Raw genomic sequence first — 23,620 nt, forward strand, 5'->3', positions numbered from 1 at the left:
AGACTCCTCTGGACTTACGCCCTAAATATTAGCAAGCGCCAAATTCTTATTTAGTGCATAGGCCCGATTACCTTTTTAATAAGGTATCCTAAGCTTTCCATACCAATAACCGTATTTTTAATCCAACATAACATCCGCTCAAAACACACTTTTTAATATATTTTTAAGGGCTGCCATAATTATTTACTATTTTAAGAGATTATGATGAAAAATGATATATTAATTACCGGTGGACATATCATCGATCCCGCTCGTAATATTAATGAGATTAACAAGTTACGCATCATTAACGATATTATCGTTGATGCCGATAAATATCCTGTAACTTCGGAGACCCGGATTATCCATGCCGACGGCATGATCGTCACTCCCGGTCTTATCGATTATCACGCGCATGTTTTTTATGACGCGACGGAAGGCGGCGTCAGGCCTGATATGTACATGCCGCCGAATGGCGTCACCACCGTCGTGGATGCAGGTTCTGCCGGTACGGCAAACTTTGATGCCTTCTACCGAACGGTGATTTGCGCCAGCAAAGTTCGAATCAAAGCGTTTCTGACCGTGTCGCCGCCGGGCCAAACCTGGTCACAAGAAAATTATGATCCTGACAATATTGATGAAAATAAGATCCACGCGCTGTTTCGCCAGTATCGCAATGTTCTTCAGGGATTAAAACTCAAGGTTCAGACTGAGGACATTGCTGAATATGGCTTAAAACCGCTGACTGAATCCCTTCGTATTGCCAACGATTTAAGGTGCCCCGTGGCAATACACTCGACTCATCCCGTCGTTTCCATGAAAGAACTTGTCTCCTTGCTACGCCACGGCGATATTATCGCTCATGCGTTTCACGGCAAAGGTAGCACCATTCTTACTGATGAAGGCGCTGTCTTAGCCGAAGTCCGTCAGGCAAGAGAAAGAGGCGTTATATTTGATGCCGCCAATGGTCGCAGCCATTTTTCAATGAACACGGCACGCCGGGCCATCGCCAATGGCTTTCTTCCGGATATCATCAGTAGCGATCTCTCAACCATCACTAAACTCGCCTGGCCTGTTTACGCCTTACCATGGATTTTATCGAAATATTTAGCACTCGGCGTCGCGCTTACCGATGTCATTAACGCCTGTACCCATACCCCAGCAGTTTTATTGGGCATGGCAGCAGAAATTGGTACGCTGGCCCCTGGGGCATTTGCCGATATCGCCATCTTTAAATTAAAAAACAGGCATGTTGAATTTGCCGATATTCATGGTGAAACGCTCACGGGGACGCATGTGCTGGTACCACAAATGACCATAAAATCCGGTGAGATATTATTTCGTCAAATTGATTTTGGCGCGCGGCCAAACGGAGTTGAAAAATGACCTCAATGCAAAAATGGCTACGGATCGGCGCGACATTAATGTTCGGCCTTTTTGTTGCTTATCTTGACCGTTCTAATCTTTCCGTTACGTTACCTACGATTACACACGACCTGAATATTGATGGCGCAACGGCCAGCATTGTATTAACCATATTTCTTATTGGCTATGCCTTTTCAAATATTTTTGGCGGCGTATTTACCCAGCGATACGATCCGAAAAAAATAGTCATTCTGATGGTGCTAATCTGGTCGATTGCGACCGTTTTTGTCGGATTTACCTCGTCAGTGTACGTTATTTTGATTTGTCGGCTGGTGCTTGGCATTACCGAAGGCATTTATTGGCCGCAGCAGTCCCGCTTCGCCAGCGACTGGTTTTCAGACAAAGAACGGACGCAGGCGAACAGTATTATCCAGTATTATGGACAGTTCCTGGCATTAGGCCTGGGATTTATGATTTTGTCCCCGCTGGATGCTGCCTTCGGTTGGCGAAATGTTTTTATTATCACTGGTGTGATCGGCATTGTTGTTGTAGTTCCACTTTATATAACAATGCTGAAAAAACAGGAAGAAGCGCCTTATTATCGTGCGCCGGCGCCAACAGAGAAAACTAAACTTACCCTGGAATCGCTGGGCGGAACCCCCTTCCTACTTCTTATTTTTACCTACATCACTCAAGGGATGTTGTTCTGGGGAATTACGTTATGGATACCCATGGTTGTCAATTCTCTCGGCTATACCGGATTCAGTAAAGCATTGGTCAGTTCTCTGCCTTATCTGACTGCGGTTATACTGGCAATCCCTATCTCATGGATCAGTGATAAGACACAAAAGCGTGTACTTATTGCTTCACTGGGCCTACTAATCCCCGGCGTGATGTTATTTCTCCTGCCATTTGTCGATGCGCCGGGCTTTAAAATCACGCTCATTACCCTGGCGATGGGTTATTATGCCGCCAGCTTTACCCCCAATATCTGGTCGATTATCCAGTCGAACGTTAAACCCCATGCGATTGGCCCAGCCTCCGGTATTATTAATGGCATCGGCGCCGGCGGCGGCGGTACGCTGGCAGGCCTAATGGTCGGCTATTTTTACCGGACAACCGGCAGCTATATGCAGGGATTTATGGTTCTCGGATGCATTGTTATCCTGGGCGGCGCGTCATTATTGATCTACGGCAGAATAAGAGCTCATCGTGCCCGGCGCTAGCGCCATCAGCCAGAATGTAAAAAACAACGCCACCCGAGGGTGGCGTGTTCAGTTCAGGGCTGGTTTCTGTCTAACCAGTCACCGCTTTCAATCAGAGTTAACCCATCAACAGGACGTTGATATACATACATCCATGCGCTGCCGTAAGGCGTCTGGATTAACTGGCGTGCGTATTCACCGCCCCTGGTGCGCAAAGCATCAAGTTCGGCCAGCGTGGCGTTATCAATTCGATAAACTTCACCGTATACCGCTCCGTTTCCCGGAACTGCGCCTGGATAGTGGCCCAGACTATACAACTGGTAGTTATCGATACGGTAATCGCCAAGCAATTGGGCATTGGTCATCCAGTGACTGTTGCCTTGTTTCTGTCGTAAACTGCCATAGACAAATATTCGCATTGCTAAAACTCAAACTGATAGAGCAAATCAAGTGCCTGATCTACGCCAGACACTGCTTCCAGATATAGCTTAGGCATCAGGCGATAACGTAACGTGAGCGTCGCCAGAGAGTCAAATATCCCTACACCATACTTCACCTGTAGACCCGGCAGTACATAGCCGCTGACCACAACCTGGGACGAATCGCCCACCCCTTGCGTGTCCAGCGCCAGATTACTTACACCGAATGTCTCTCCGATTTTACCCACAACCTGACCACTTTGCGCAACCCCCAGGCCAATAAGCATGGAGGTCATTGCTGCGCTATCACTCTGATTGCTGTCCAACCCCTGCCCACGCAGCAGATAAGAAAGCGCTTCAGCCTGCGGCATCGCCGGATCGGAGAAGATTTCCGCTTTGGGTTCATCAGCAGTGCCTGTGACGCGCACACCCGCAATGACATCGTCTTCGGTGGCGTCAGGGTTACGGATCGCTTCGATATTGAGCAGCGGCTGATCCGGCGGGCCGGAGAACAGCAGCTCGCCTTTACGGACAAGCAGGTCCTGGCCGTAGGCGCGGAATCGGCCGTCAGGAATATTGATTTGACCATTCAGCCCCAGCCCCTGCTTATCCTGCGCGACTTTCAAATCGCCGGTCAAACGCGCTTTAAGCCCGAAGGCGTCGATGCGCACGTTGTTGCCGACGTGGACCGTCAGATTACTGTTGATGGGAATAGACGCTGTCTGCGGCGTTTCTGGTTGCAAGTCATTGTTGAGCATAACCACATCGCTGGAGACGCCGACCGCGCTCTCCGGCAGGTCGTGCACCACAATTCGTGCCCACGGAACGTCCACACGCCCATCCAACGTGAACAGCGAAGGCGTCGCGTCAAAGACCACATCCGGCGAGACATCCAGGCGCACCATCGGCGGAACGGTAATCCGCACCCGGCTGCCTTTCGCCGTCACCCGCGCGCGCCAGTTGTCAATCTGGCTCCAGTCGGCGTTACCGTTCAGGTTAATTTGCCCTTGTTGTGTTCGCACGATACCAGCGAGCGTCGAGCGCGTACCGCTAAAGTTCATGGTGAGCTGGCTCGGCTGCATCTCAAACGGCATAAAATTACCGTCAATATCCAGCGCGCTAAGCTGCAACTGACCAAACAACTGCGGGCTTTGCACATCGCCGCCCAGACGTAGCCTGGCGTTTAACATTCCCGCCGCTTTTTCGCCGCGCGAAAAGACAGGGTTGACCATCGCCAGATTGAGATTGCGCATGTTGACGTTACCGCCGAGATTGCGCCGCCCCTGAGGATCGGTTACCTGCACCTGGCCATCGAATTGACCATTGTTCGTCAGGCGAATCAGCCATCCCAGCTCGGCGCGATTATTGTGCAGATCGGCGCTGAGGTTCAGCGTCTCAAACGCGACCGGTAATGGCGCGTCATTGACGGTCTGCGTGACCTTCACATTACGACCGGAAAGCGTGACCTTCCCCTGCGGCAATCCCTCCTGGGTGGTGTCCCACGACACGTCCGCTTTCCCGCTAAAGATCCCGCTGGCCTGAGTGGTATCAGGCATAAATGGCTTCAGCATCGCCAGATCAAAGCGGTTGAGATTGACCACCGCCCGTCCTGCGGCGCCCGCATCAATGGTTTGCGGGATGCACAGCTCGGCGTTCGGGTTCAGCCAACAATGTGGCCCGATACTGATTTTCTGTTCTTTATTACGGTAGTCCAGCGCAATCGCGCGGGTCAACGACCATGGCCCCACTGGCGTCTGGAAACGGGTGTCGCTTAACGTCCCTTTCCAGCGCGCTGCCTCGCGATCAAAACTGCCTGTCAGGGAGAGTTGACCGGATACCGGTTCTCCCTGAACACGGAGCTGTAGCTGATGCTGCTTCTCGCTGCCTTTGGCGTCAAGCGTCACCAGATTGATGTTAACGTCGGGCTGCGAAATCCGCTCTACGCGAACGTTGAGATGGCCCGCTATCTGATCGGTGGATTTAATATCGCCCTCAATGCGCGCCTGGGCGACAGACAGCTCCTGCCAACGCAGACCGCGGGCGGTGATATCCGCCAACAGCTGCGGCGCTTCTACCGTACCGCGGACTTTAACGATTCCTTTTGCCATGCCGCCCAGTCCTGGCAGCGCATTATCCAGCCCCGGCGCATCGATGGCGGCGTCAAGATTCAGCTCCTTAACGCCAAGCTCGCCTTTTATATCGGCGCTGTTTGGGCCCAGCGCAAGGTGCAGCCCCGGGATCGTCCACTGCATGTAGCTGTTGCCCTTTAGCGTCCCGTTGACGTTAACGCTGTTCTGCTTCACATTGCCGGTCAGCTTGAGCTCCGGGACATCCATCTGCCAGGTGCCGCCGTAGAGGCTGCCTTTGGTTTTCATGACGCCGTTAAGCTTCGCGGGCCAGTCCGGGATCTCTTTAGCGGTATTGATGCCATTTAGCGTCAGTTCGCCACGCCAGCTAATCGCCTGCTGCCAGTCCACCAGCGCTTTCAGTTCGGTTTTTCCCTCCAGAGCGGCGATGGTAAGTTTATCGAGATTAATCTGCCGCTCATTCCCTTTAGCATCCAGCGTGATGGTCGCCGGCGGAATATCTTGTCCTTTCACGGCGGTTCGCATCGACAACGTATAGTCGGTCATCTTACCGCTCAGTTTGAGCTTCAGATCGTCAGCCTGAAACTGGGTATCACCCGTCAATGGCCAGGCAATGCGTTGGCTGACGACTTCAAGATTGAGCGGTAAACCGGCCTCCGCCAGCCGCGTCTGGGCGCGAAGCGCGACATCCATCGGCCCGGAAAGGTTCACCCCGACCTCCAGTTGTTCGCGTAACGCGCCGCCGACCTTGAGTTTTATCTTTTCACCCTTTAGCGGATCGATATTCAGCGTACTGTTGAGCGTAATATCAACCGGCCAGTTATTGGCGAGCTGCGCCGTACCGGAGGCTTTCACCGTGCCCTGGTTGGCGTCGATATCCAGCGTATCCAGCTTCATATTACCGTCGATACTGCTGACTTTAAGCAGCATCGTGCGCACCGTCAGATCGGTATCGCCGGTGATGCGTAGCTGCTCGCCGCGAAACGACTCGATATTCAGATTGAGCGGCAGGTGAACATCGGTCATCTCCGGCATTACCGGTTTTGCAAACAGATCTTTTAGCGTTTCGCCAAGCGGCTTTTCATCCGGTTGAGGTTTCTCGATTTTGGGTTCAACCACCTCTTCCTGCGCCACGTCAGCGACCTTCGGCAGCGCGATCAGCAATCCCTGAAGCCGCGTCGGTTTCAGGGTCAGGTTTTTCTCCTGCCATGCCAGCCCGGAGGTAAAATCCAGCACCGAAACGGTAGTGTCATCAATCTTGATATTGATGTTATTCAACGCCACGCGCGACAGCGTGATGGGCCAGGGGGTGGAGAGGTTCAGCGGTCCGCTTTCTTCCTCTTCTTGCGCCGGTTCGGAAGGCGGCATTTTTTTGCTGTCGATAGCGACATTAATGTCTTTTAGCGCCAGATCATTGACGCACAGGCTACTGCGCCACAGGCAATCAAGCCCGACGGCCAGATGAATTTCGCCCGCATTCACCGCAACGCCCGGCTGCTCATAGCGGATATTTTTTAACGATAAGTCCCGCCAGCCGCCGGTGACCTGCCCAATCTCCAGCCCCGGCACCCAGCGGTTCGCCGCACTGAATACCAGATGCAGCCCCGTCGTCGTCCCGACCAGAAACGCAACGCTCGCCAGTAACACCACAATGAAAATCAACACGCCGAGGCTTATTTTCTTCCATAAACTCATAATTCAGGCCCCAGACCGATATAAAACTGTAAACCGTGTTCGTCTTTGTCGCCGACCGGTACGGCAAAATCGAGTTTGATAGGCCCAACCGGCGACGCCCAGCGCACGCCGACCCCGGTCCCGGTTTTGAAATCGCTACGGCGAATATCACTCACCGCCTCGCCGCTATCGACAAACACTGCCCCCCACCATTTGCCGGTGACGTTATACTGGTACTCCAGCGATCCGGTTGCCAGTTTTGAGGCGCCTTTAAGATTGCCGTCGCTATCTTTAGGCGAAATAGATTTGTATTTATAGCCGCGAATACTGCGGTCGCCCCCGGCGAAGAAACGTAAATCCGGCGGAACTTTGTCGAAATCACCGGTTTCTATCCAGCCCAAATTGGCGCGCATCACAAAACGGTGGCGATCGTACAAAGTCCGAATCCAGACGTTTTGCGCCTGCAGCACGGAGAAATCCACGTCGGAGCCCCAGGCCGTATTCGAATAGTCTACTGAATAGCGCTGCGAATCGCCCCAGGTTGGCATCAGTCCCCCTCGCGAGCGGGTTCGGCTGATCATCACGCCCGGGTAGAACAGCATGGTGGTATTGGTGACGTTCCCCTGGGTAAAGTGGTCGAAACTCCAGCGCAGGTTAATCGCCCGCTGCCAACCGCTGGAAAGGTCCCAGTAACGCGACACGGCAAGCGTGGTCGAGTCCTGCTCCGTATCATTCAAATCGGTACGTTTAAAACCGCCCTGTACCAGATAGTATTGCTCCAGCGGGTTTTTCAGCAGCGGCATTTTATAACTAAAATCCAGCACCTGTTCCGGCGCAGATATACTGGTGCTGGTGGTCAGACTATGACCGTAAGAGTTCATCCACGGTTTTTTCCACGACGCTTTCACGCGCGGCCCGACGTCGGTGGAGTACCCCACCCCGGTTTCAATCGTGTTTTCGGTTCGCGGCGATACCACGCCTTTTAACGGCAGAATTTTTGTTTTACGCGATTTCTCAAATTCCGGCGCCACCACGACAGAATTAAACCATCCGGTAGCGGAAAGTCGGCGGTTTAGTTCCGCCAAATCTTTCGATTCGTACTCATCGCCCTCTTTAAACGGCAACAGATTTTGTAAATATTCATCACGAATCTGCGAACCTTCGAAGGTGACAGGCCCGAAGCGATAGCGCTCACCGCTATCATAATCAATATCCCAAAACGCCTGATGGCGGCCCAGAGCAATTCCCAACTGACTTTTAACGAATTCGCTGTCGAAATAGCCTTTACGTAGCGACACGCTGGTTAACGACTTTTTAAAATTGTCGTAGTCTCCCTGGTTGAGCACCGTGCCGATTGCCGGACGCGTTTTCAGTAAGGCCAGATAATCTTTGTCCGTGCGCGCGCCGCCGCGTAAAATGACTTCTGTACCGCCAATCAACACCGGCTGGCCGGGCGTAACCCTGGCGATTAATACCTGCCGTCCTTTCGCAGGCGGTGGAAGCAGGTCGAATTTGATAGTGGGTTCGTAATAGCCTAACGCTTTAAGCCCTTCGCGAATCGCATCATCAACTCGGGCGCGAAAGCGCCGATCCGGCGTCACCTCATCGCTCTGAATCGTAGAGAGCTGTGCGCGAACGTTTTTTTCCAGCTCTCCGGATAGCCCTTCGACTTTCAGACGAACATTTGCGGCTACCGCAGAACTGCTCAGGCACAGTAAGCTAACCCAACATAACTGACGGATATGTGGCACATTTTCTCCTGAATATCCCCTATTCCCACCCCTGGAAAAAATCACACTACCGCTCCGCGGCTTAACATAAAATCAACAATTTCGATTGAAAAGCAGACGACTGCCCAAATATTTCTTATGGTTAAATCCAGATACATTAATGTTGTTATTGTGTGCAAAGATGCGTCTCGTTACAACCTTAACGCCAATTAACGCTTTCGGGAGAATAGCTCATGAGTTTATTTGATAAAAAACATCTGGTTACTCAAGCAGATGCGTTACCAGGACGCAACACCCCGATGCCGATCGCCACTCTGCATGCGGTAAATGAACACTCTATGACCAATGTCCCTGCTGGGATGGAGATCGCCTACTTCGCTATGGGCTGTTTCTGGGGCGTAGAACGTTTATTCTGGCAATTGCCCGGCGTATATAGCACCGCGGCAGGGTATGCAGGCGGTTACACGCCTAATCCAACCTACCGGGAAGTCTGCTCCGGGCAGACCGGTCATGCCGAAGCGGTACGGATAGTGTACGATCCTGCCGTTATCCGTTATGAGCAGCTTTTACAGACCTTCTGGGAAAATCACGATCCGACGCAGGGGATGCAACAGGGTAACGATCACGGTACGCAATACCGTTCTGCAATTTATCCCTTAACGCCGGAACAGAATGCCGCCGCTCACGCCAGTCGCGAGCGCTTTTAGTCGGCAATGGCCGCCGCCGGAGACCATCGCCCTATTACCACGGAAATCGCCCATGCGACGCCGTTTTACTACGCCGAAGATGAACACCAACAGTATCTGCACAAAAATCCATACGGTTACTGCGGGATTGGCGGGATCGGCGTTTGCCTGCCGCCTGACGCGTGACGACGCAGGCGTAGGGGGAACTTGTCGGAGTTGAAAATGAACCCTCTGGCGACTTTACAGTAGCTTACGCTATACTAGCCCTGAACTTATCGGCTCACTGCTACGAGCCGGTTTTCATTAAACGTTACCACACGGATTTATAAACTTCCCTTCCGAGGATCTGGCGTTTCGCCGGATAAGATATGTTAAACAGTATATTCATTATATTCTGCCTGATCGCTGTAAGTGCGTTCTTCTCCATCTCCGAGATCTCGCTTGCCGCATCACGTAAGATTAAACTTAAGTTATTAGCTGATGAAGGCAGTATCAACGCACAACGCGTATTGAAAATGCAGGAAAATCCCGGCATGTTTTTCACCGTTGTGCAAATTGGCCTGAACGCCGTCGCTATTCTTGGCGGTATCGTCGGCGATGCGGCATTTTCGCCCGCCTTTTCCGCCCTTTTCTCGCACTATATGTCGCCAGAACTCTCCGAGCAGCTGAGCTTTATTCTCTCTTTCTCGCTGGTGACGGGGCTGTTTATCCTGTTCGCGGATTTAACCCCGAAACGCATCGGTATGATTGCGCCAGAAGCTGTGGCTTTGCGTATCATCAACCCGATGCGCTTCTGCCTGTTCGTTTTTCGCCCGCTGGTGTGGCTGTTTAACGGCATGGCAAACAACATCTTCCGCCTGTTCAAAATTCCAATGGTGCGGAAAGACGACATTACTTCTGATGATATTTACGCGGTGGTGGAAGCCGGCGCGCTGGCGGGCGTCTTGCGCAAGCAAGAGCACGAACTGATTGAAAATGTGTTTGAACTTGAATCCCGCACCGTACCGTCTTCTATGACGTCGCGCGAAAGTATCATCTGGTTTGATCTGCACGAAGACGAACAAAGCCTGAAGAAAAAGGTCGCCGAACATCCGCACTCAAAATTTTTGGTGTGTAATGAAGATATCGACCACATCATCGGCTATGTAGACTCCAAAGATCTGCTGAATCGCGTGCTGGCGAACCAAAGTATGGCGCTGAATAGCGGCGTGCAAATTCGCAATACCTTGATTGTGCCGGATACGCTGACCCTTTCTGAGGCGCTGGAAAGTTTCAAAACGGCGGGCGAAGATTTCGCGGTCATTATGAATGAATACGCTCTGGTCGTCGGTATCATTACGCTGAACGATGTGATGACCACGCTAATGGGTGACCTGGTCGGCCAGGGACTGGAAGAGCAAATTGTGGCGCGCGATGAAAATTCCTGGCTGGTTGACGGCGGCACGCCGATTGACGACGTCATGCGCGTGCTGGATATCGATGAGTTTCCGCAATCCGGCAACTATGAAACCATTGGCGGCTTTATGATGTTTATGCTGCGCAAGATCCCAAAACGTACTGATTCGGTGAAGTTTTCCGGCTACAAATTTGAAGTGGTGGATATCGACAACTACCGTATCGATCAGTTGCTGGTGACGCGTCTCGACAATAAAAGCAACGTACCGGCGCCGAAACTGCCCGATGCGCAAGGTAAAGAAGACAGCGCGGCCTGAAATACGTTTGCCAGAAACATCAACGGCTCCTGATTCAGGAGCCGTTTTTTTTTACTTTTTTAACCTACTGCATAGCACTTTTGGTTACGCCATCTCAGTTTGCAGACGCATAACCTGACGGTTAACTTCAGACATCACAGACAAGTGCTGCTTGTCTCTCACTTTTGGGATAAGAATCTTACCCTTATCGAACTCAAAAGCGCCAACATCCTTGATATATAACCGTCCACGGAACAGGATCTTCACGTACTTCGCCACCTGTAGCGGGTTGTAGCGTTGGAAAATTTTCATTGTTGTCTCCTGCAGAGTATTACGCCCTTGCGGTGCCACAATCAGCCCAACAGTTTTAAGGCGCAAATTTTAATGCCATATGACTATAGACCATATCTACGTCGTTTCCAGTGTGCATAAGTATATTTACCTTTTGATTACAGTTATTCAGAATTATCTAAACATCAGCTCATTTTTCTCAGTATATGCCTTCATTTTTCACAGGAAGTGTGCGCCCGCCCGCAAACTGGCATCCCCTTTGCGGGAAAAAGCATCAATCGCACATATGATTAACTATCGGCCCAAAGTGGTCGGATCACCTGCAAAAAAATAAAGAAGGAATGACCATGACCCTACGTAAAATTCTGGCGATGTCGTGTCTGCTACTCCCCATAATGGCTTGTGCGCATAACCTTGAAGATAACCAACGGGTGCCGCCGGTAGGCATTGCCGATCGTGGCGAACTGACGTTGAATAAAGATGAGTTTAGTTATAAAAACTGGAATAGCGCGCAGCTGACGGGAAAAGTGCGCGTCCTGCTGCACATTGCGGGTCGAACGTCAGCGAAGGAAAAAAACGCCACGCTGATTGAAGCGATTAAATCAGCCAAGCTCCCGCATGACAGATACCAGACGACCACAATTGTGAACACCGATGATGCGATCCCCGGCTCCGGTATGTTCGTGCGTAGCAGTATAGAAAGTAATAAAAAGCTCTACCCGTGGTCGCAATTTATTGTCGACAGCAATGGCGTGGCGCGTAACGCCTGGCAATTAAAAGAAGAGGGGTCCGCCGTCATCGTGCTTGACAAAGACGGTCGGGTTCAATGGGTGAAAGATGGCGCGTTAACCCAGCAAGAGGTACAGCAGGTGGTCGACCTGCTGCATAAGCTCCTCAGTAAATAGTCACCCGGAAGCCGGGGTTAAGGAACGACTCACGAGGGGTATAGTCCAGCGTTTTTCCCTGCCAGTCGTGAACGTGCGCCCCGGCTGCAACAGCAATGGCATGACCTGCGGCAGTGTCCCAGACGCTGGTCGGCCCAAATCTGGGGTAAAGCTGCGCCTGGCCTTCCGCCACAAGGCAGAATTTCAGCGAGGAACCAATAGAGGTTGTCTGATGTTCGCCAAGCTGTTGGAGATATTCGGTGAGTTCATCATCCGTATGCGAACGGCTAATCACCACCAGCGGCGGGCGGGCATCCCGGACCTGAATCTGCTTACGCACCCCGCACTCCTCTTTCCAGGCCTTACCTTCCGCCGCGTAGTACATCACTTTCAGCACCGGCGCATAGACCACGCCCAACACCGGCTTGCCCTGCTCAATCAGCGCGATATTGACCGTGAATTCGCCATTGCGCTTGATGAACTCCTTGGTGCCGTCGAGCGGATCGACCAGCCAGTAACGCTGCCAGTGCTGGCGCACTTCCCAGGCAGGCGGATCTTCTTCTGAAAGCACCGGAATATCCGGCGTGAGCGTGCGTAACCCTTCGAGAATCACGGTATGTGCGGCGATATCCGCCGCAGTGACTGGAGAATCGTCCTGCTTGCGGGCGTACTCCATCGGTTTGGCTCCATCATAAACCTGCATAATGGCATCGCCCGCGTTCCGTGCAAGCTGGCATACTTGTTCTAACATTCTCCACCTCTTTATGACAGGGGCGTTAACTCGTTGTTTTACTTATACCCGATCGTTAAGGGTTCCGCCAACTGTGATACCGTCTGCGGTTTTGATAATACCTTTCATGGCATGATTCACCCTTCTGTGAACACTCGCAAAAAATCGGCCGGATGGGGCGGTTTTGCCTTCTTCTGCTGACGGTCGGAACGATACCGGTTTCACTGTTTATCATCGCTATTTTTCACTATCCGGCTTTTCTATTGCGTTCTTAAAAGGTGCCTCTGATGATTAAGTTTAGTGCAACGCTTCTGGCTACGCTGATCGCCGCCAGCGTGAATGCGGCCACCGTCGATCTCCGTATCATGGAAACTACTGATTTACATAGCAACATGATGGATTTCGATTATTACAAGGATACCGCAACCGAAAAATTCGGATTGGTACGTACCGCAAGTTTGATTCATGCCGCCCGAAATGAAGTCAAAAACAGCGTGCTGGTGGATAACGGCGACCTGATTCAGGGGAGCCCTCTGGGCGATTATATGGCGGCAAAAGGGCTCAAAGACGGTGATGTTCACCCGGTCTATAAAGCGCTCAACACTCTGGATTACGCGGTTGGAAACCTCGGCAACCATGAGTTTAATTATGGTCTGGACTATCTGCATAACGCGCTGGCCGGCGCGAAATTCCCTTATGTTAACGCCAATATTATCGACGTTAAAACCCAAAAGCCGCTCTTTACGCCTTATCTGATTAAAGAGACGAGCGTTATTGATAAAGACGGCCACCCGCAAACTCTGAAAATCGGCTATATCGGCTTTGTTCCGCCGCAAATCATGATTTGGGATAAAGCGAATCTGAGCGGCAAAGTTACCGTCAATGACATTATGGAAACCGCCCGGAAATATGTGCCCGAAATGCGCGAGAAAGGCGCAGATATCGTGGTAGTCATTGCTCACTCAGGCCTTTCTGCCGATCCGTACCACAGCATGGCGGAAAACTCGGTTTATTACCTCAGCGAAGTTCCTGGCGTCGACGCGATTATGTTTGGCCACGCTCACGCCGTCTTCCCCGGTAAAGATTTTGCCGACATCAAAGGCGCGGATATCGCCAAAGGTACGCTTAACGGCATTCCTGCGGTAATGCCTGGCATGTGGGGCGACCATCTGGGAGTGGTCGATCTGGTGCTCAATAACGACAGCGGTAAATGGCAGGTTACGCAGGCGAAAGCGGAAGCGCGGCCTATCTATGACGCCGCCGCTAAAAAGTCGCAGGCAGCGGAAGACAGTAAGCTGGTCGATATTCTGAAAGCCGATCACGACGCCACCCGCGAGTTTGTCAGCAAGCCCATCGGTAAATCCGCCGATAACATGTACAGTTATCTTGCTCTGGTGCAGGACGATCCTACCGTACAGGTGGTGAATAACGCGCAAAAAGCGTATGTGGAACACTTTATTCAGGGCGATCCGGATCTGGCGAAACTGCCGGTGCTGTCCGCCGCCGCGCCGTTTAAAGTTGGCGGGCGTAAGAACGATCCTGCCAGCTTTGTCGAGGTGGAAAAAGGCCAGCTGACCTTCCGTAACGCCGCGGATCTTTATCTCTATCCGAATACGCTGGTGGTGGTGAAAGCCAGCGGCAAGGAGGTAAAAGAGTGGCTGGAATGCTCTGCCGGACAGTTTAATCAAATTGATATTCACAGCAACAAACCGCAATCGTTGATCAATTGGGATGGCTTTCGCACCTATAATTTCGATGTCATTGACGGTGTGAATTATCAAATCGATGTGTCACAGCCCGCCCGCTATGATGGCGAATGCCAGATGGTGAATCCGCAGGCGGAACGTATTAAAAACCTGACCTTTAACGGTAAGCCTGTCGACCCGAACGCTACGTTCCTGGTCGCCACGAATAACTATCGCGCTTACGGCGGCAAGTTTGCCGGCACGGGCGACAGCCATATCGCCTTTGCGTCTCCGGATGAAAATCGCGCCGTGCTGGCGGCATGGATTGGCGCAGAGTCAAAACGCGCGGGCGAAATCCATCCGGCGGCGGATAATAACTGGCGTCTGGCGCCAATCCACAGCGATACGGCGCTGGATATCCGCTTTGAAACATCGCCAGGCGATAAAGCCGCGGCCTTCATTAAAGCGAAAGGGCAGTATCCGATGAAGAAGGTTGCCGTCGATGATATCGGTTTTGCCATTTATCAGGTAGATTTGAGCAAGTAACGTGAGTCCCGTATGGCGCTGCGTTTATTCGGCCTGACTGACAGGCCGAATAAAGCGCTAGCCGCCATCTGATAAACGCTCCCGCTGCGCCAATACCTGGGGCAAATTCAGTTCTATCCAGTCCGCCAGCGCGGCGACTTTATCGCTCACCTGCTCGCCAAGCGGCGTCAGGCTGTACTCCACATGCGGCGGAACAACTGGATATGACACCCGGTTAAGAAATCCGTCCTGTTCAAGCGCCTGTAACGACTGCGCCAGCATCTTTTCACTCACGCCTCCCATCTTGCGGCGCAGGTCGCTAAAACGGTGTGTACCGTCGCGTAACGCGACCAGAATCAGTACGCCCCAGCGACTGGTGACATGCTTTAACACCTCACGGGACGGGCACTGTTCAGCAAAGAGATTACCTTCACGCAACTGCCGGGAAAGAGTATGAGCGCGCATTGATACTTACCTTTTTGTACGTACTTACTAAAAGTAAGTTTAGGTGGTAGCGTAATAAAACACAAGACCAACACTGAGGAGTTCACCATGATTGCTATCACCGGCGCAACGGGCCAACTGGGCCAACACGTTATTGAAAACCTGTTAAAAACGACGCCCGCCAGTCACCTCGTCGCAATCGTCCGTAACCCGAAAAAAGCCGCCCCGCTCAGTCAACGCGGGATCGCCGTTCGCCAGGCGGATTACGCTAACGAAGCCGCGCTGACCACCGCCTTACAGGGCGTTGATAAACTGCTGCTCATTTCATCCAGCGAAGTGGGACAACGCACCGCGCAGCACCGCAACGTTATTCAGGCCGCCATTGCCGCGAAGGTGAAATTCATCGCCTATACCAGCCTGCTACATGCGGATAAATCGCCGCTGGCGCTCGCCGATGAACATATTGAAACGGAAAAAATGCTGGCTGAGTCAGGTATTCCTCACACGCTATTACGTAACGGCTGGTATACGGAAAACTACCTGGCGAGCGTCCCTGCCGCGCTGAAGCATGGCGTCTTTATTGGCGCGGCGGGAGAAGGGAAAATCGCCTCCGCAATGCGCGCTGACTATGCCGCCGCCGCCGCGCGCGTCATCCGTGAAGAGGGTCACGCCGGGAATGTCTACGAGCTGGCGGGTGATGACGCCTGGACATTAAGCCAGTTGGCGGATGAACTTACTCATCAGAGCGGAAAAAAAATCGTCTACCAGAACCTGAGCGAAGTCGATTTTGCCGCCGCGCTGAAAGGCGCAGGCCTGCCTGACGGACTGGCGGATATGTTGGCCAATTCTGACGCTGGCGCGGCGAAAGGCGGCCTGTTTGATGACAGCCATACGCTGCGTAAACTCATCGGTCGCCCGACGACGACGCTCACAGAAAGCCTTCGCTCCGTACTGTAAGTGTTAAAATTTAGTTAATTTATGTAGCATCCTCATAGACCATCTCAGATAATGACGGAACGGTTTATGAGGAGAATCTGATGATTAGCGGCGTGCTATACGCCCTGCTGGCAGGGCTAATGTGGGGATTGATTTTCGTCGGCCCGTTAATCGTGCCGGATTACCCGGCCCTCTTACAGTCAATGGGACGCTATCTGGCGCTGGGGCTGATTGCCCTGCCAATTGCCTGGTTAGGCCGCACGCGGTTACGCCAGTTGACGCGCAAAGACTGGTTCACCGCCCTGTCGCTGACTCTGATGGGCAATGTAATCTATTACGCCTGCCTCGCCAGCGCCATTCAGCGAACCGGCGCGCCGGTTTCGACGATGATCATCGGGACATTGCCGGTCGTCATTCCGCTTTTCGCTAACGTTCTCTATAGCCAACGAGACGGCAGATTATCCTGGCGGCGTTTAGCGCCCGCGCTGGCGCTTATCGGTTTTGGCCTGCTGTGCGTCAATATTGCTGAACTTAGCCAGGGATTGTCCGATGTTAGCGGCTGGCGCTATGGTTCAGGCATTGTGCTGGCGCTGATTTCCGTAGCGTGCTGGGCATGGTATGCGCTGCGCAACGCCCGCTGGCTGCGGGAAAATCCCGACAAACATCCCATGATGTGGGCAACGGCGCAGGCGCTGGTTACGCTGCCGGTCTCGTTAATCGGCTATGCGGCAACCTGTCTGTGGCTGAGTATCCAGAACCCGATGTTTACCCTGCCCTTTGGCCCGCATCCCGCGCTGTTTATCGGTCTGATGATCGCCATCGCGGTGCTGTGTTCCTGGGTGGGCGCGTTGTGCTGGAATATCGCCAGCCAAAAATTGCCAACCGTTATTTTAGGGCCGCTGATTGTTTTTGAAACGTTGGCAGGACTGCTCTATACCTTCATTCTGCGCCAGGAAATCCCGCCATTCCTGACGTTAAGCGGCATTGCGCTCCTGGTGGCGGGCGTGGTCATTGCCGTGAGAGCGAAACCGGAAAAAGCGACCGTCGTTCCGGTCACGGAACGCTAATTTCATACTCGCTTAAATTATACGCACCCCGAAAGAGTTATAGCCTCGCCTTAAAGATGCATTTAAAATACAACTTATATTATTGCAAATGAGGTAACGGCTATGGCTTATCGCGATCAACCTTTAGGCGAACTGGCGCTCTCTATTCCCCGCGCATCGGCGCTGTTTCGCCAGTACGATATGGATTACTGCTGCGGTGGAAAACAGACGCTGGCGCGCGCCGCCGCGCGTCACGACGTCGATATTGACATCATTGAAGCGCAACTGGCGCAATTGGCTGAACAGCCCATCGAAAAAGACTGGCGCGCCGTTCCGCTGGCGGACATTATTGACCATATCGTTGTGCGCTATCATGATCGACACCGCGAACAACTGCCGGAGCTTATCCTGCAGGCAACCAAAGTGGAACGCGTTCACGCGGATAAGCCAAACGTCCCACGCGGCCTGACAAAATATCTCACCGCGCTGCATGAAGAGCTTTCCAGCCATATGATGAAAGAAGAACAGATCCTGTTCCCCATGATCAAACAGGGTATGGGTCGCCAGGCAACGGGCCCGATAAGCGTAATGGAAAGCGAGCATGACGAGGCGGGAGAGCTGGTAGACGTCATCAAACACGTCACCCAAAATGTAACGCCGCCGCCAGAAGCCTGCACCACCTGGAAAACGATGTATAACGGCATTAATGAGATGATTGATGATCTGATGGAGCACATCAGCCTGGAGAATAACGTGCTGTTCCCACGCGCACTGGCCGGAGAATAATCGCCAGCCGGGCATTTTGCCGGATGGCGGCTGTAAACGGCGCCTTATCCGGCCTCCAAATCAACGCTACGCTGTAAGCCCGGTAAGCGCCAGCGCCACCGGGCAAAACAATTAACGCATTCCCGCCATCCGTTTCTTACCTATCAACAGCCAGCCCAGACCCAACGCGATAAACCACAGCGGCGTCACGATCAGCGCCTGGCGCGTATCATCTTCCAGCGTCAGCAATACCAGCACGAACGCAAAGAACGCCATGCAGACCCAGCACATCAGCTTACCGAGCGGCATCTTATAGATGGATTTTTCATGCAGGTGGGGACGCTTTTTGCGGTACACCAGGTATGAACACAGAATGATGGTCCAGACAAACATAAACAGGATGGCCGAAACCGTAGTGATCATGGTGAATGCGCCAATCACGCTCGGGTTGACCATCAGCATAACCACGCCGCCCAGCAGGCAGATACAGGAGAAGGTCAGGCCTTTCGCCGGTACCGCGCGTTTCGATAGCTTAGCGAACGCTTTTGGCGCCACGCCTTCTTGCGCCAGGCCAAACAGCATACGGCTGGTCGAGAAGACGCCGCTGTTGGCGGAAGACGCCGCCGAGGTCAGCACAACAAAGTTGATCACGCTCGCGGCGGCAGGCAGACCCACCAGTACAAACAGCTCAACAAACGGGCTCTTATCCGGCACCACGGAACTCCACGGCGTCACCGACATAATGACAATCAGCGCAAAGACGTAGAACATGATGATACGGATCGGTATTGAGTTGATCGCGCGCGGCAGCGATTTTTCCGGATCTTTAGTTTCTGCGGCGGTAGTACCGACCAGCTCAATGCCCACGAAGGCGAACACCGCAATCTGGAAACCGGCAAAGAACCCGCTAATACCTTTCGGGAACCAGCCGCCGTCATTCCACAGATGCGCGAAAGACGCTTCAACGCCGGTCGGCGATTTAAAGTGCATCGCAATCATCACCAACCCGACCACAATCAACGCCACGATGGCGACGATTTTGACCATAGCAAACCAAAATTCCATTTCACCAAACATTTTAACGGTGGCGAGGTTGAGGCTTAGCAGCAGGACCACTACCGCCAGCGAGGCGACCCAATCGGAAAGGCCGGGAAACCAGAACTGCGCGTAGGCGGTAATCGCCACCACGTCAGCCATACCGGTCACTACCCAGCAAAACCAGTACGTCCAGCCGGTGAAATATCCCGCCCAGGGGCCAAGCAGGTCGGAAGCAAAATCGCTAAACGATTTATATTCCAGATTCGAGAGCAGCAATTCCCCCATGGCGCGCATCACGAAAAAAAGCATAAAACCGATGATCATATACACAAAAATGATCGACGGTCCGGCGAGACTGATCGTTTTACCCGATCCCATAAACAGACCGGTACCAATAGCGCCGCCAATAGCGATAAGCTGTATATGACGGTTTGTAAGATTGCGCCGTAGCGACTGTTCAGCCGGAGCCTGTTCGTCGGCTGCGACTTTTACCTGATCTACCATGTTTTTCTTCCTGTACCTGTCTGTGTTGTGCGGGCTCTACGGCCTTTGGTCTATGATACGACGATCCTGTTATCAGGACTCATCGATATTAGGTAAGAATCGGCGGGATGAATACTCAGATTCAAATACAATGTTAATTTTATGTTTAAAATGAGTGTTATATCACTTTGATAATGCGAATTAGCTCACAAAAATACACGTAACGACGCCATTTGCAAAATAAAATATTGGCATCTACTGAAGTCAGGGTTGCCGGATAAGGCCTTTACGCCGCCATCCGGCAAACTAGGGGCGCTTAGAGAATTTCCAGCAGTTCCACTTCAAACACCAGGGTGCTGAATGGCGGAATAGATGCCCCGGCCCCACGCTCGCCATAGGCCAGCTCCTGTGGAATAGTTAGTTCCCATTTGGAACCTACCGGCATCAGAGTCAGCGCTTCAATCCAGCCGGCGATCACGCCATTTACCGGGAATTCAGCCGGTTCGCCGCGCGCGACGGAGCTGTCAAATACGGTGCCATCAATAAGCTTACCGGTGTAATGCACGCGTACACGGTCGGTACGCGCCGGAATCGCGCCTTCGCCCTGCGTCAGAACGCGGAACTGTAAACCAGATTCAGTACTGTTCACACCGTCTTTTTCGCGGTTTTCTTCCAGGTATTTCACGCCTTCGGCCGCCATTGCTTTGAAACGCTCACGACGCACCGCGTCCGCACGCTCATGAATTTCACGCAGCGCACGATGCACCACATCAACAGGAACCGCCGGGTGTTTACCTTCCAGCGCATCAGCAATACCTGCAACCAGCGCTTCAGGCAATAGCCCTTCAAGACCGGATTCGCTGAGCTGCTGCCCTACCTGCAAACCAATGCCGTAGCTCGCTTGCGCTTCAATAGTGTCAAAAGTCGGGGTGGCCATTATTTTTCCTTCATCGGATATCAAAAAAGTAGCGGGCAGCATAACAGCCACGCTTCTTCTGGTAAAACTTTGTCTCAGGGAGGATGACAAATCGCAGGGAAAAAGAAACAATAGATTATCCGTATTGATGTCACGAAAGCGGATAGCACTACCAGTATCATAGCGTTAGCCATCTATACTCTATGATTAAGGAACGAGATGCGGAGCAGGAGGTAAACCATGCCCGGGCGCTTTGAATTAAAACCAACCCTGGCGAAAATCTGGCACGCGCCGGATAATTTTCGCATCATGGAGCCGCTGCCGCCTATGCATCGTCGTGGCATTATCATTGCCGCTATCGTGCTGGTGATCGGTTTCCTGCTGCCCGCCAGCGAGACCAGCGACTCGCCTGTCGTCACGCGGGAAGCGCAATTGGATCTGCAATCGCAATCACAGCCGCCGACGGAGGCCCAGCTTCAGGCGCAGCTGGTCGCGCCGCAAAACGATCCGGATCAGGTGGCGCCCGTTGCGCCGGAACCTATCCAGGAAGGCCAGCCGGAAGAACAAAACCAGCCGCAGACGCAGCCTTTCCAGCAGGATAGCGGCATCGGTCAACAGTGGCGCTCGTACCGGGTAGAGTCTGGTAAAACTCTGGCGCAACTGTTCCGTGACCACGGGCTGCCCCCGACAGACGTTTATGCAATGGCGCAGGTAGAAGGCGCTGGCAAACCGCTGAGTAATCTCAAAAATGGTCAAATGATTAAAATTCGCCAGAATGTCAGCGGGGTGGTGACAGGTTTAACGATAGATGGTGATAACGGTCAACAGGTGCTGTTTACGCGTCAGCCTGACGGCAGTTTTATTCGCGCACAGTAACGCCGGCTACGCCTTACCCCGCCTATACCCTATTCGTTCAGGTGAAGCATTACCGCTTCACCTTATTCACCCACCAAATCCCCGAACACACCAGCACCAGCGCAATCATGTATTTCCACTCCAATATATTCTCGCCGAGAAAAATAGCCGAAAGAGCCGCGCCGGAAACCGGGATCAGAAAGTTAAACGGCGCAATCATCCCCACGCGATTATATTTGAGTAAAATGCTCCATAGCGCAAAAGCGACCGACGAGAGCAGCGTCAGGTAGACTAAAATCGCCACCGACGAGAAGCCATGTATCGTCAGCGTACCGCCAAAAACGTAACCGCCAAAGACCAGTACCAGACCGCCAATCCCCAATTGATAGCCAGTCATGACCATCGGATCGACCGTCTGCGAGAGACGTTTGCCATACAACGTGGCCGCAGAAAGAATAAACGCCGCCAGCACCACGGAGCCTTCTCCCGGCAGATTAAAGCTGAAATCCAGGCCGTTGCTGACGTTCACCACCATGACGCCCGCAAAGCCCAGAATACAGCCGAGCGTTTTGTTGTAGCTCAATCGGTCGTTCTGATAAATAAAGTGCGCCAGCAATACGCTGAAGAATGTGCCTGTCGCGTTCATGATTGAGCCTTTCACGCCGGAGGTGAACGCAAGGCCGATATAGAAAAAGAGATATTGCAGCGACGTCTGGGTCAGCCCCAGTAACGTCAACTGAGCAAACTGGCGCGGACGAAACCGACCAATCGGTTTACGCTGAAGCAGCGCGAACAGTAGCAGCAACCCACCCGCAAACAAAAAACGATAACCAGCAAAAACAATTTTAGAAGGGATATCGTCGGTGGCTATCTGAAAGAGGTCATAACCGCTTTTGATGGCTGGATAAGCGCCGCCCCATAGCAGGCAACAAAATGCGGCACACACATAAACGACGTTTTTGCGGGCAAACGGGGAGGCCTGGCGTTGGGTATCCATTCTTTCACCAAGAAATTAAAATAATGTTTTATTTTTAATTATCGCGAAAAGAGGGGGAGATAGCCAGTCGAAAAGCGATGGAGTTAAAAAAGCAAAACGCCGGCGCTGGGCCGACGTTTTGTTGCTAGCAAAAACGAGAATGACTGATTACTCAGCAACCACGTTGATGATAACTTTTGCGAATACTTCGCTGTGAACCTGGAAGTTCACTTCGTGTTCGCCAGTGGTACGCAGAACGCCGTTCGGCAGACGAACTTCGCTCTTAGCCACGTCAACGCCAGCTGCAGTCACAGCGTCAGCGATGTCGCGAGTACCGATGGAACCGAACAGTTTACCTTCGTCGCCTGCTTTAGACGCGATAGTAACGGTTTCCAGGGCGTTGATTTTCTCTGCGCGTGCATTTGCAGCAGCCAGAACGTCAGCCAGTTTAGCTTCCAGTTCAGCGCGACGTGCTTCGAAGTATTCAACGTTTTTCTTGGTAGCCGGAACAGCTTTACCCTGTGGTACCAGGAAGTTACGAGCATAGCCCGCTTTAACGTTAACCTGATCACCCAGGCTACCCAGGTTTGCTACTTTATCAAGCAGAATAACTTGCATTACCTTATCCTCTCAAAGTCGTATTAATGGACCGTGACCGATTACTGATGGCGATCAGTGTACGGCAGCAGAGACAGGTAGCGAGCGCGTTTGATAGCGCGAGCCAGCTGACGCTGGTATTTTGCACGGGTACCGGTGATACGGCTTGGGACAATCTTACCGCTTTCGGTGATGTAGTTTTTCAGCGTAGCGATATCTTTATAGTCGATCTCTTGAACGCCTTCCGCGGTGAAACGGCAGAACTTGCGACGACGGAAATAACGTGCCATATGGCTAGTCTCCAGAATCTATCAATTCAATCTGCTCGGCATGCAGAACCATTTTGCTCAGACCGTTCTTTGCCTTGTGGCAAGAAATAAACCCCTGAACGGTTATGCGGCTGCCGACCGTTATACTGTGAGTAATGGCCTGGTTTTCGTGTCCGCTAACAATAACGGGCATTTGGCACCACGCCTGCCGGTGAAAGCCGGCTTCCTCTTGCACAGAACGATGCTCAAGCACGAACTGGCAATGCGGAATTCCTGATGGACTGACCTTTCGAAGGGGGGCCCTGCACACGGTGCCGGACAACGCCAGACGGTTGGTCATCAGA

The 23,620-nt window shown here is 52.5% G+C and carries 21 protein-coding genes and 1 pseudogene; 10 read left to right on the top strand and 12 right to left on the bottom strand.

The window, feature by feature from the left end; genetic code table 11:
* Window positions 1-201 precede the first annotated feature (201 nt).
* Window positions 202-1,365 (top strand): metallo-dependent hydrolase, encoded by a 1,164-nt coding sequence (locus tag HU143_RS19980; protein WP_023226976.1) that lies wholly within the window; start codon window positions 202-204, stop codon window positions 1,363-1,365.
* Window positions 1,362-2,570 carry an MFS transporter gene (locus HU143_RS19985; RefSeq protein ID WP_000203132.1) on the top strand — a complete coding sequence of 403 codons (1,209 nt, stop codon included), beginning with the start codon at window positions 1,362-1,364 and terminating at the stop codon, window positions 2,568-2,570. Before HU143_RS19980 ends, HU143_RS19985 begins: the two co-directional genes overlap by 4 nt.
* A 53-nt stretch (window positions 2,571-2,623) precedes the next feature.
* Here the strand turns inward: HU143_RS19985 and HU143_RS19990 are convergent, their stop codons facing one another.
* From HU143_RS19990 to tamA, 3 genes are read right to left on the bottom strand one after another with little or no spacing between them, the layout of a single operon-like run.
* A complete protein-coding gene (locus HU143_RS19990; protein WP_001219167.1) occupies window positions 2,624-2,968 on the bottom strand; it encodes a gamma-glutamylcyclotransferase family protein in 345 nt (114 codons plus the stop codon).
* A 2-nt stretch (window positions 2,969-2,970) separates the two neighbouring features.
* Entirely contained in the window at window positions 2,971-6,750 is a 3,780-nt protein-coding gene (gene tamB / locus HU143_RS19995; protein ID WP_023226975.1) for an autotransporter assembly complex protein TamB, read from the bottom strand.
* Complete coding sequence (gene tamA / locus HU143_RS20000; protein WP_001120235.1) at window positions 6,747-8,480, bottom strand: autotransporter assembly complex protein TamA; 1,734 nt, start codon at window positions 8,478-8,480, stop codon at window positions 6,747-6,749. The genes tamB and tamA overlap by 4 nt, the downstream gene beginning before the upstream one ends.
* A gap of 212 nt (window positions 8,481-8,692) precedes the next feature.
* Between tamA and msrA the strand changes: the two are divergent.
* A pseudogene (gene msrA / locus HU143_RS20005) lies at window positions 8,693-9,331 on the top strand (peptide-methionine (S)-S-oxide reductase MsrA).
* Window positions 9,332-9,513: 182 nt separating this feature from the next.
* Window positions 9,514-10,857, top strand: a complete 1,344-nt coding sequence (locus tag HU143_RS20010; protein ID WP_000934974.1) for a hemolysin family protein — start codon at window positions 9,514-9,516, stop codon at window positions 10,855-10,857.
* 84 nt (window positions 10,858-10,941) lie between these two features.
* On the opposite strand, the gene HU143_RS20015 is transcribed toward HU143_RS20010, so the two are convergent.
* On the bottom strand, window positions 10,942-11,148 hold the full coding sequence (locus HU143_RS20015; RefSeq protein ID WP_000689229.1) for a DUF1107 domain-containing protein: 207 nt from the start codon (window positions 11,146-11,148) through the stop codon (window positions 10,942-10,944).
* Window positions 11,149-11,474: 326 nt separating this feature from the next.
* Between HU143_RS20015 and HU143_RS20020 the strand changes: the two genes are divergently transcribed.
* Window positions 11,475-12,032: a YtfJ family protein gene (locus tag HU143_RS20020; protein WP_023226974.1), complete on the top strand. Its 558-nt coding sequence runs from the start codon at window positions 11,475-11,477 to the stop codon at window positions 12,030-12,032.
* Here the strand turns inward: HU143_RS20020 and cysQ are convergent.
* Window positions 12,022-12,762 (bottom strand): 3'(2'),5'-bisphosphate nucleotidase CysQ, encoded by a 741-nt coding sequence (gene cysQ, locus HU143_RS20025; RefSeq protein WP_000893398.1) that lies wholly within the window; start codon window positions 12,760-12,762, stop codon window positions 12,022-12,024. The two genes, HU143_RS20020 and cysQ, sit on opposite strands and share 11 nt — an antisense overlap.
* A 266-nt stretch (window positions 12,763-13,028) precedes the next feature.
* On the opposite strand from cysQ, the gene HU143_RS20030 reads away from it, so the two are divergent.
* Window positions 13,029-14,972: a bifunctional 2',3'-cyclic-nucleotide 2'-phosphodiesterase/3'-nucleotidase gene (locus tag HU143_RS20030; protein ID WP_023226973.1), complete on the top strand. Its 1,944-nt coding sequence runs from the start codon at window positions 13,029-13,031 to the stop codon at window positions 14,970-14,972.
* 57 nt (window positions 14,973-15,029) lie between these two features.
* Here the strand turns inward: HU143_RS20030 and HU143_RS20035 are convergent, their stop codons facing one another.
* Complete coding sequence (locus tag HU143_RS20035; RefSeq protein ID WP_001201297.1) at window positions 15,030-15,416, bottom strand: winged helix-turn-helix transcriptional regulator; 387 nt, start codon at window positions 15,414-15,416, stop codon at window positions 15,030-15,032.
* Window positions 15,417-15,503: 87 nt separating this feature from the next.
* Between HU143_RS20035 and HU143_RS20040 the strand changes: the two genes are divergently transcribed.
* The 3 genes from HU143_RS20040 (at window position 15,504) to ytfE (ending at window position 18,163) form a co-directional block, all read left to right on the top strand.
* The gene (locus HU143_RS20040) at window positions 15,504-16,352 is read left to right on the top strand and encodes an SDR family oxidoreductase (protein WP_000560616.1); all 849 of its coding nucleotides are present in this window, start codon (window positions 15,504-15,506) and stop codon (window positions 16,350-16,352) included.
* Between the two features lie 80 nt (window positions 16,353-16,432).
* Window positions 16,433-17,398, top strand: coding sequence for a DMT family transporter (locus HU143_RS20045; RefSeq protein WP_023226972.1), 966 nt, complete (start codon window positions 16,433-16,435; stop codon window positions 17,396-17,398).
* 102 nt (window positions 17,399-17,500) lie between these two features.
* Window positions 17,501-18,163 (top strand): iron-sulfur cluster repair protein YtfE, encoded by a 663-nt coding sequence (ytfE, locus tag HU143_RS20050; protein WP_023226971.1) that lies wholly within the window; start codon window positions 17,501-17,503, stop codon window positions 18,161-18,163.
* 111 nt (window positions 18,164-18,274) lie between these two features.
* Here the strand turns inward: ytfE and cycA are convergent, their stop codons facing one another.
* Window positions 18,275-19,684 (bottom strand): D-serine/D-alanine/glycine transporter, encoded by a 1,410-nt coding sequence (gene cycA / locus HU143_RS20055; protein WP_023217940.1) that lies wholly within the window; start codon window positions 19,682-19,684, stop codon window positions 18,275-18,277.
* 295 nt (window positions 19,685-19,979) lie between these two features.
* The gene (gene fklB, locus HU143_RS20060) at window positions 19,980-20,600 is read right to left on the bottom strand and encodes an FKBP-type peptidyl-prolyl cis-trans isomerase (RefSeq protein ID WP_000235161.1); all 621 of its coding nucleotides are present in this window, start codon (window positions 20,598-20,600) and stop codon (window positions 19,980-19,982) included.
* Window positions 20,601-20,819: 219 nt separating this feature from the next.
* Here fklB and HU143_RS20065 point away from each other — a divergent pair, with 219 nt between their 5' ends.
* Complete coding sequence (locus tag HU143_RS20065) at window positions 20,820-21,455, top strand: LysM-like peptidoglycan-binding domain-containing protein (RefSeq protein WP_023226970.1); 636 nt, start codon at window positions 20,820-20,822, stop codon at window positions 21,453-21,455.
* A 49-nt stretch (window positions 21,456-21,504) separates the two neighbouring features.
* On the opposite strand, the gene HU143_RS20070 is transcribed toward HU143_RS20065, so the two are convergent.
* The 4 genes from HU143_RS20070 to priB all read right to left on the bottom strand — a co-directional run bounded on the left by HU143_RS20070 (window position 21,505) and on the right by priB (window position 23,616).
* The gene (locus HU143_RS20070) at window positions 21,505-22,431 is read right to left on the bottom strand and encodes a DMT family transporter (protein WP_023226969.1); all 927 of its coding nucleotides are present in this window, start codon (window positions 22,429-22,431) and stop codon (window positions 21,505-21,507) included.
* A 147-nt stretch (window positions 22,432-22,578) separates the two neighbouring features.
* Window positions 22,579-23,028: a 50S ribosomal protein L9 gene (gene rplI, locus HU143_RS20075; protein WP_001196065.1), complete on the bottom strand. Its 450-nt coding sequence runs from the start codon at window positions 23,026-23,028 to the stop codon at window positions 22,579-22,581.
* A gap of 41 nt (window positions 23,029-23,069) precedes the next feature.
* Entirely contained in the window at window positions 23,070-23,297 is a 228-nt protein-coding gene (rpsR, locus tag HU143_RS20080; protein ID WP_000135199.1) for a 30S ribosomal protein S18, read from the bottom strand.
* Between the two features lie 4 nt (window positions 23,298-23,301).
* Window positions 23,302-23,616, bottom strand: a complete 315-nt coding sequence (gene priB, locus HU143_RS20085; RefSeq protein WP_001519453.1) for a primosomal replication protein N — start codon at window positions 23,614-23,616, stop codon at window positions 23,302-23,304.
* Between the last annotated feature and the right edge of the window lie 4 nt (window positions 23,617-23,620).

The organism is Salmonella sp. SJTUF14076 (assembly GCF_015534835.1).
Taxonomy (GTDB): domain Bacteria; phylum Pseudomonadota; class Gammaproteobacteria; order Enterobacterales; family Enterobacteriaceae; genus Salmonella; species Salmonella enterica.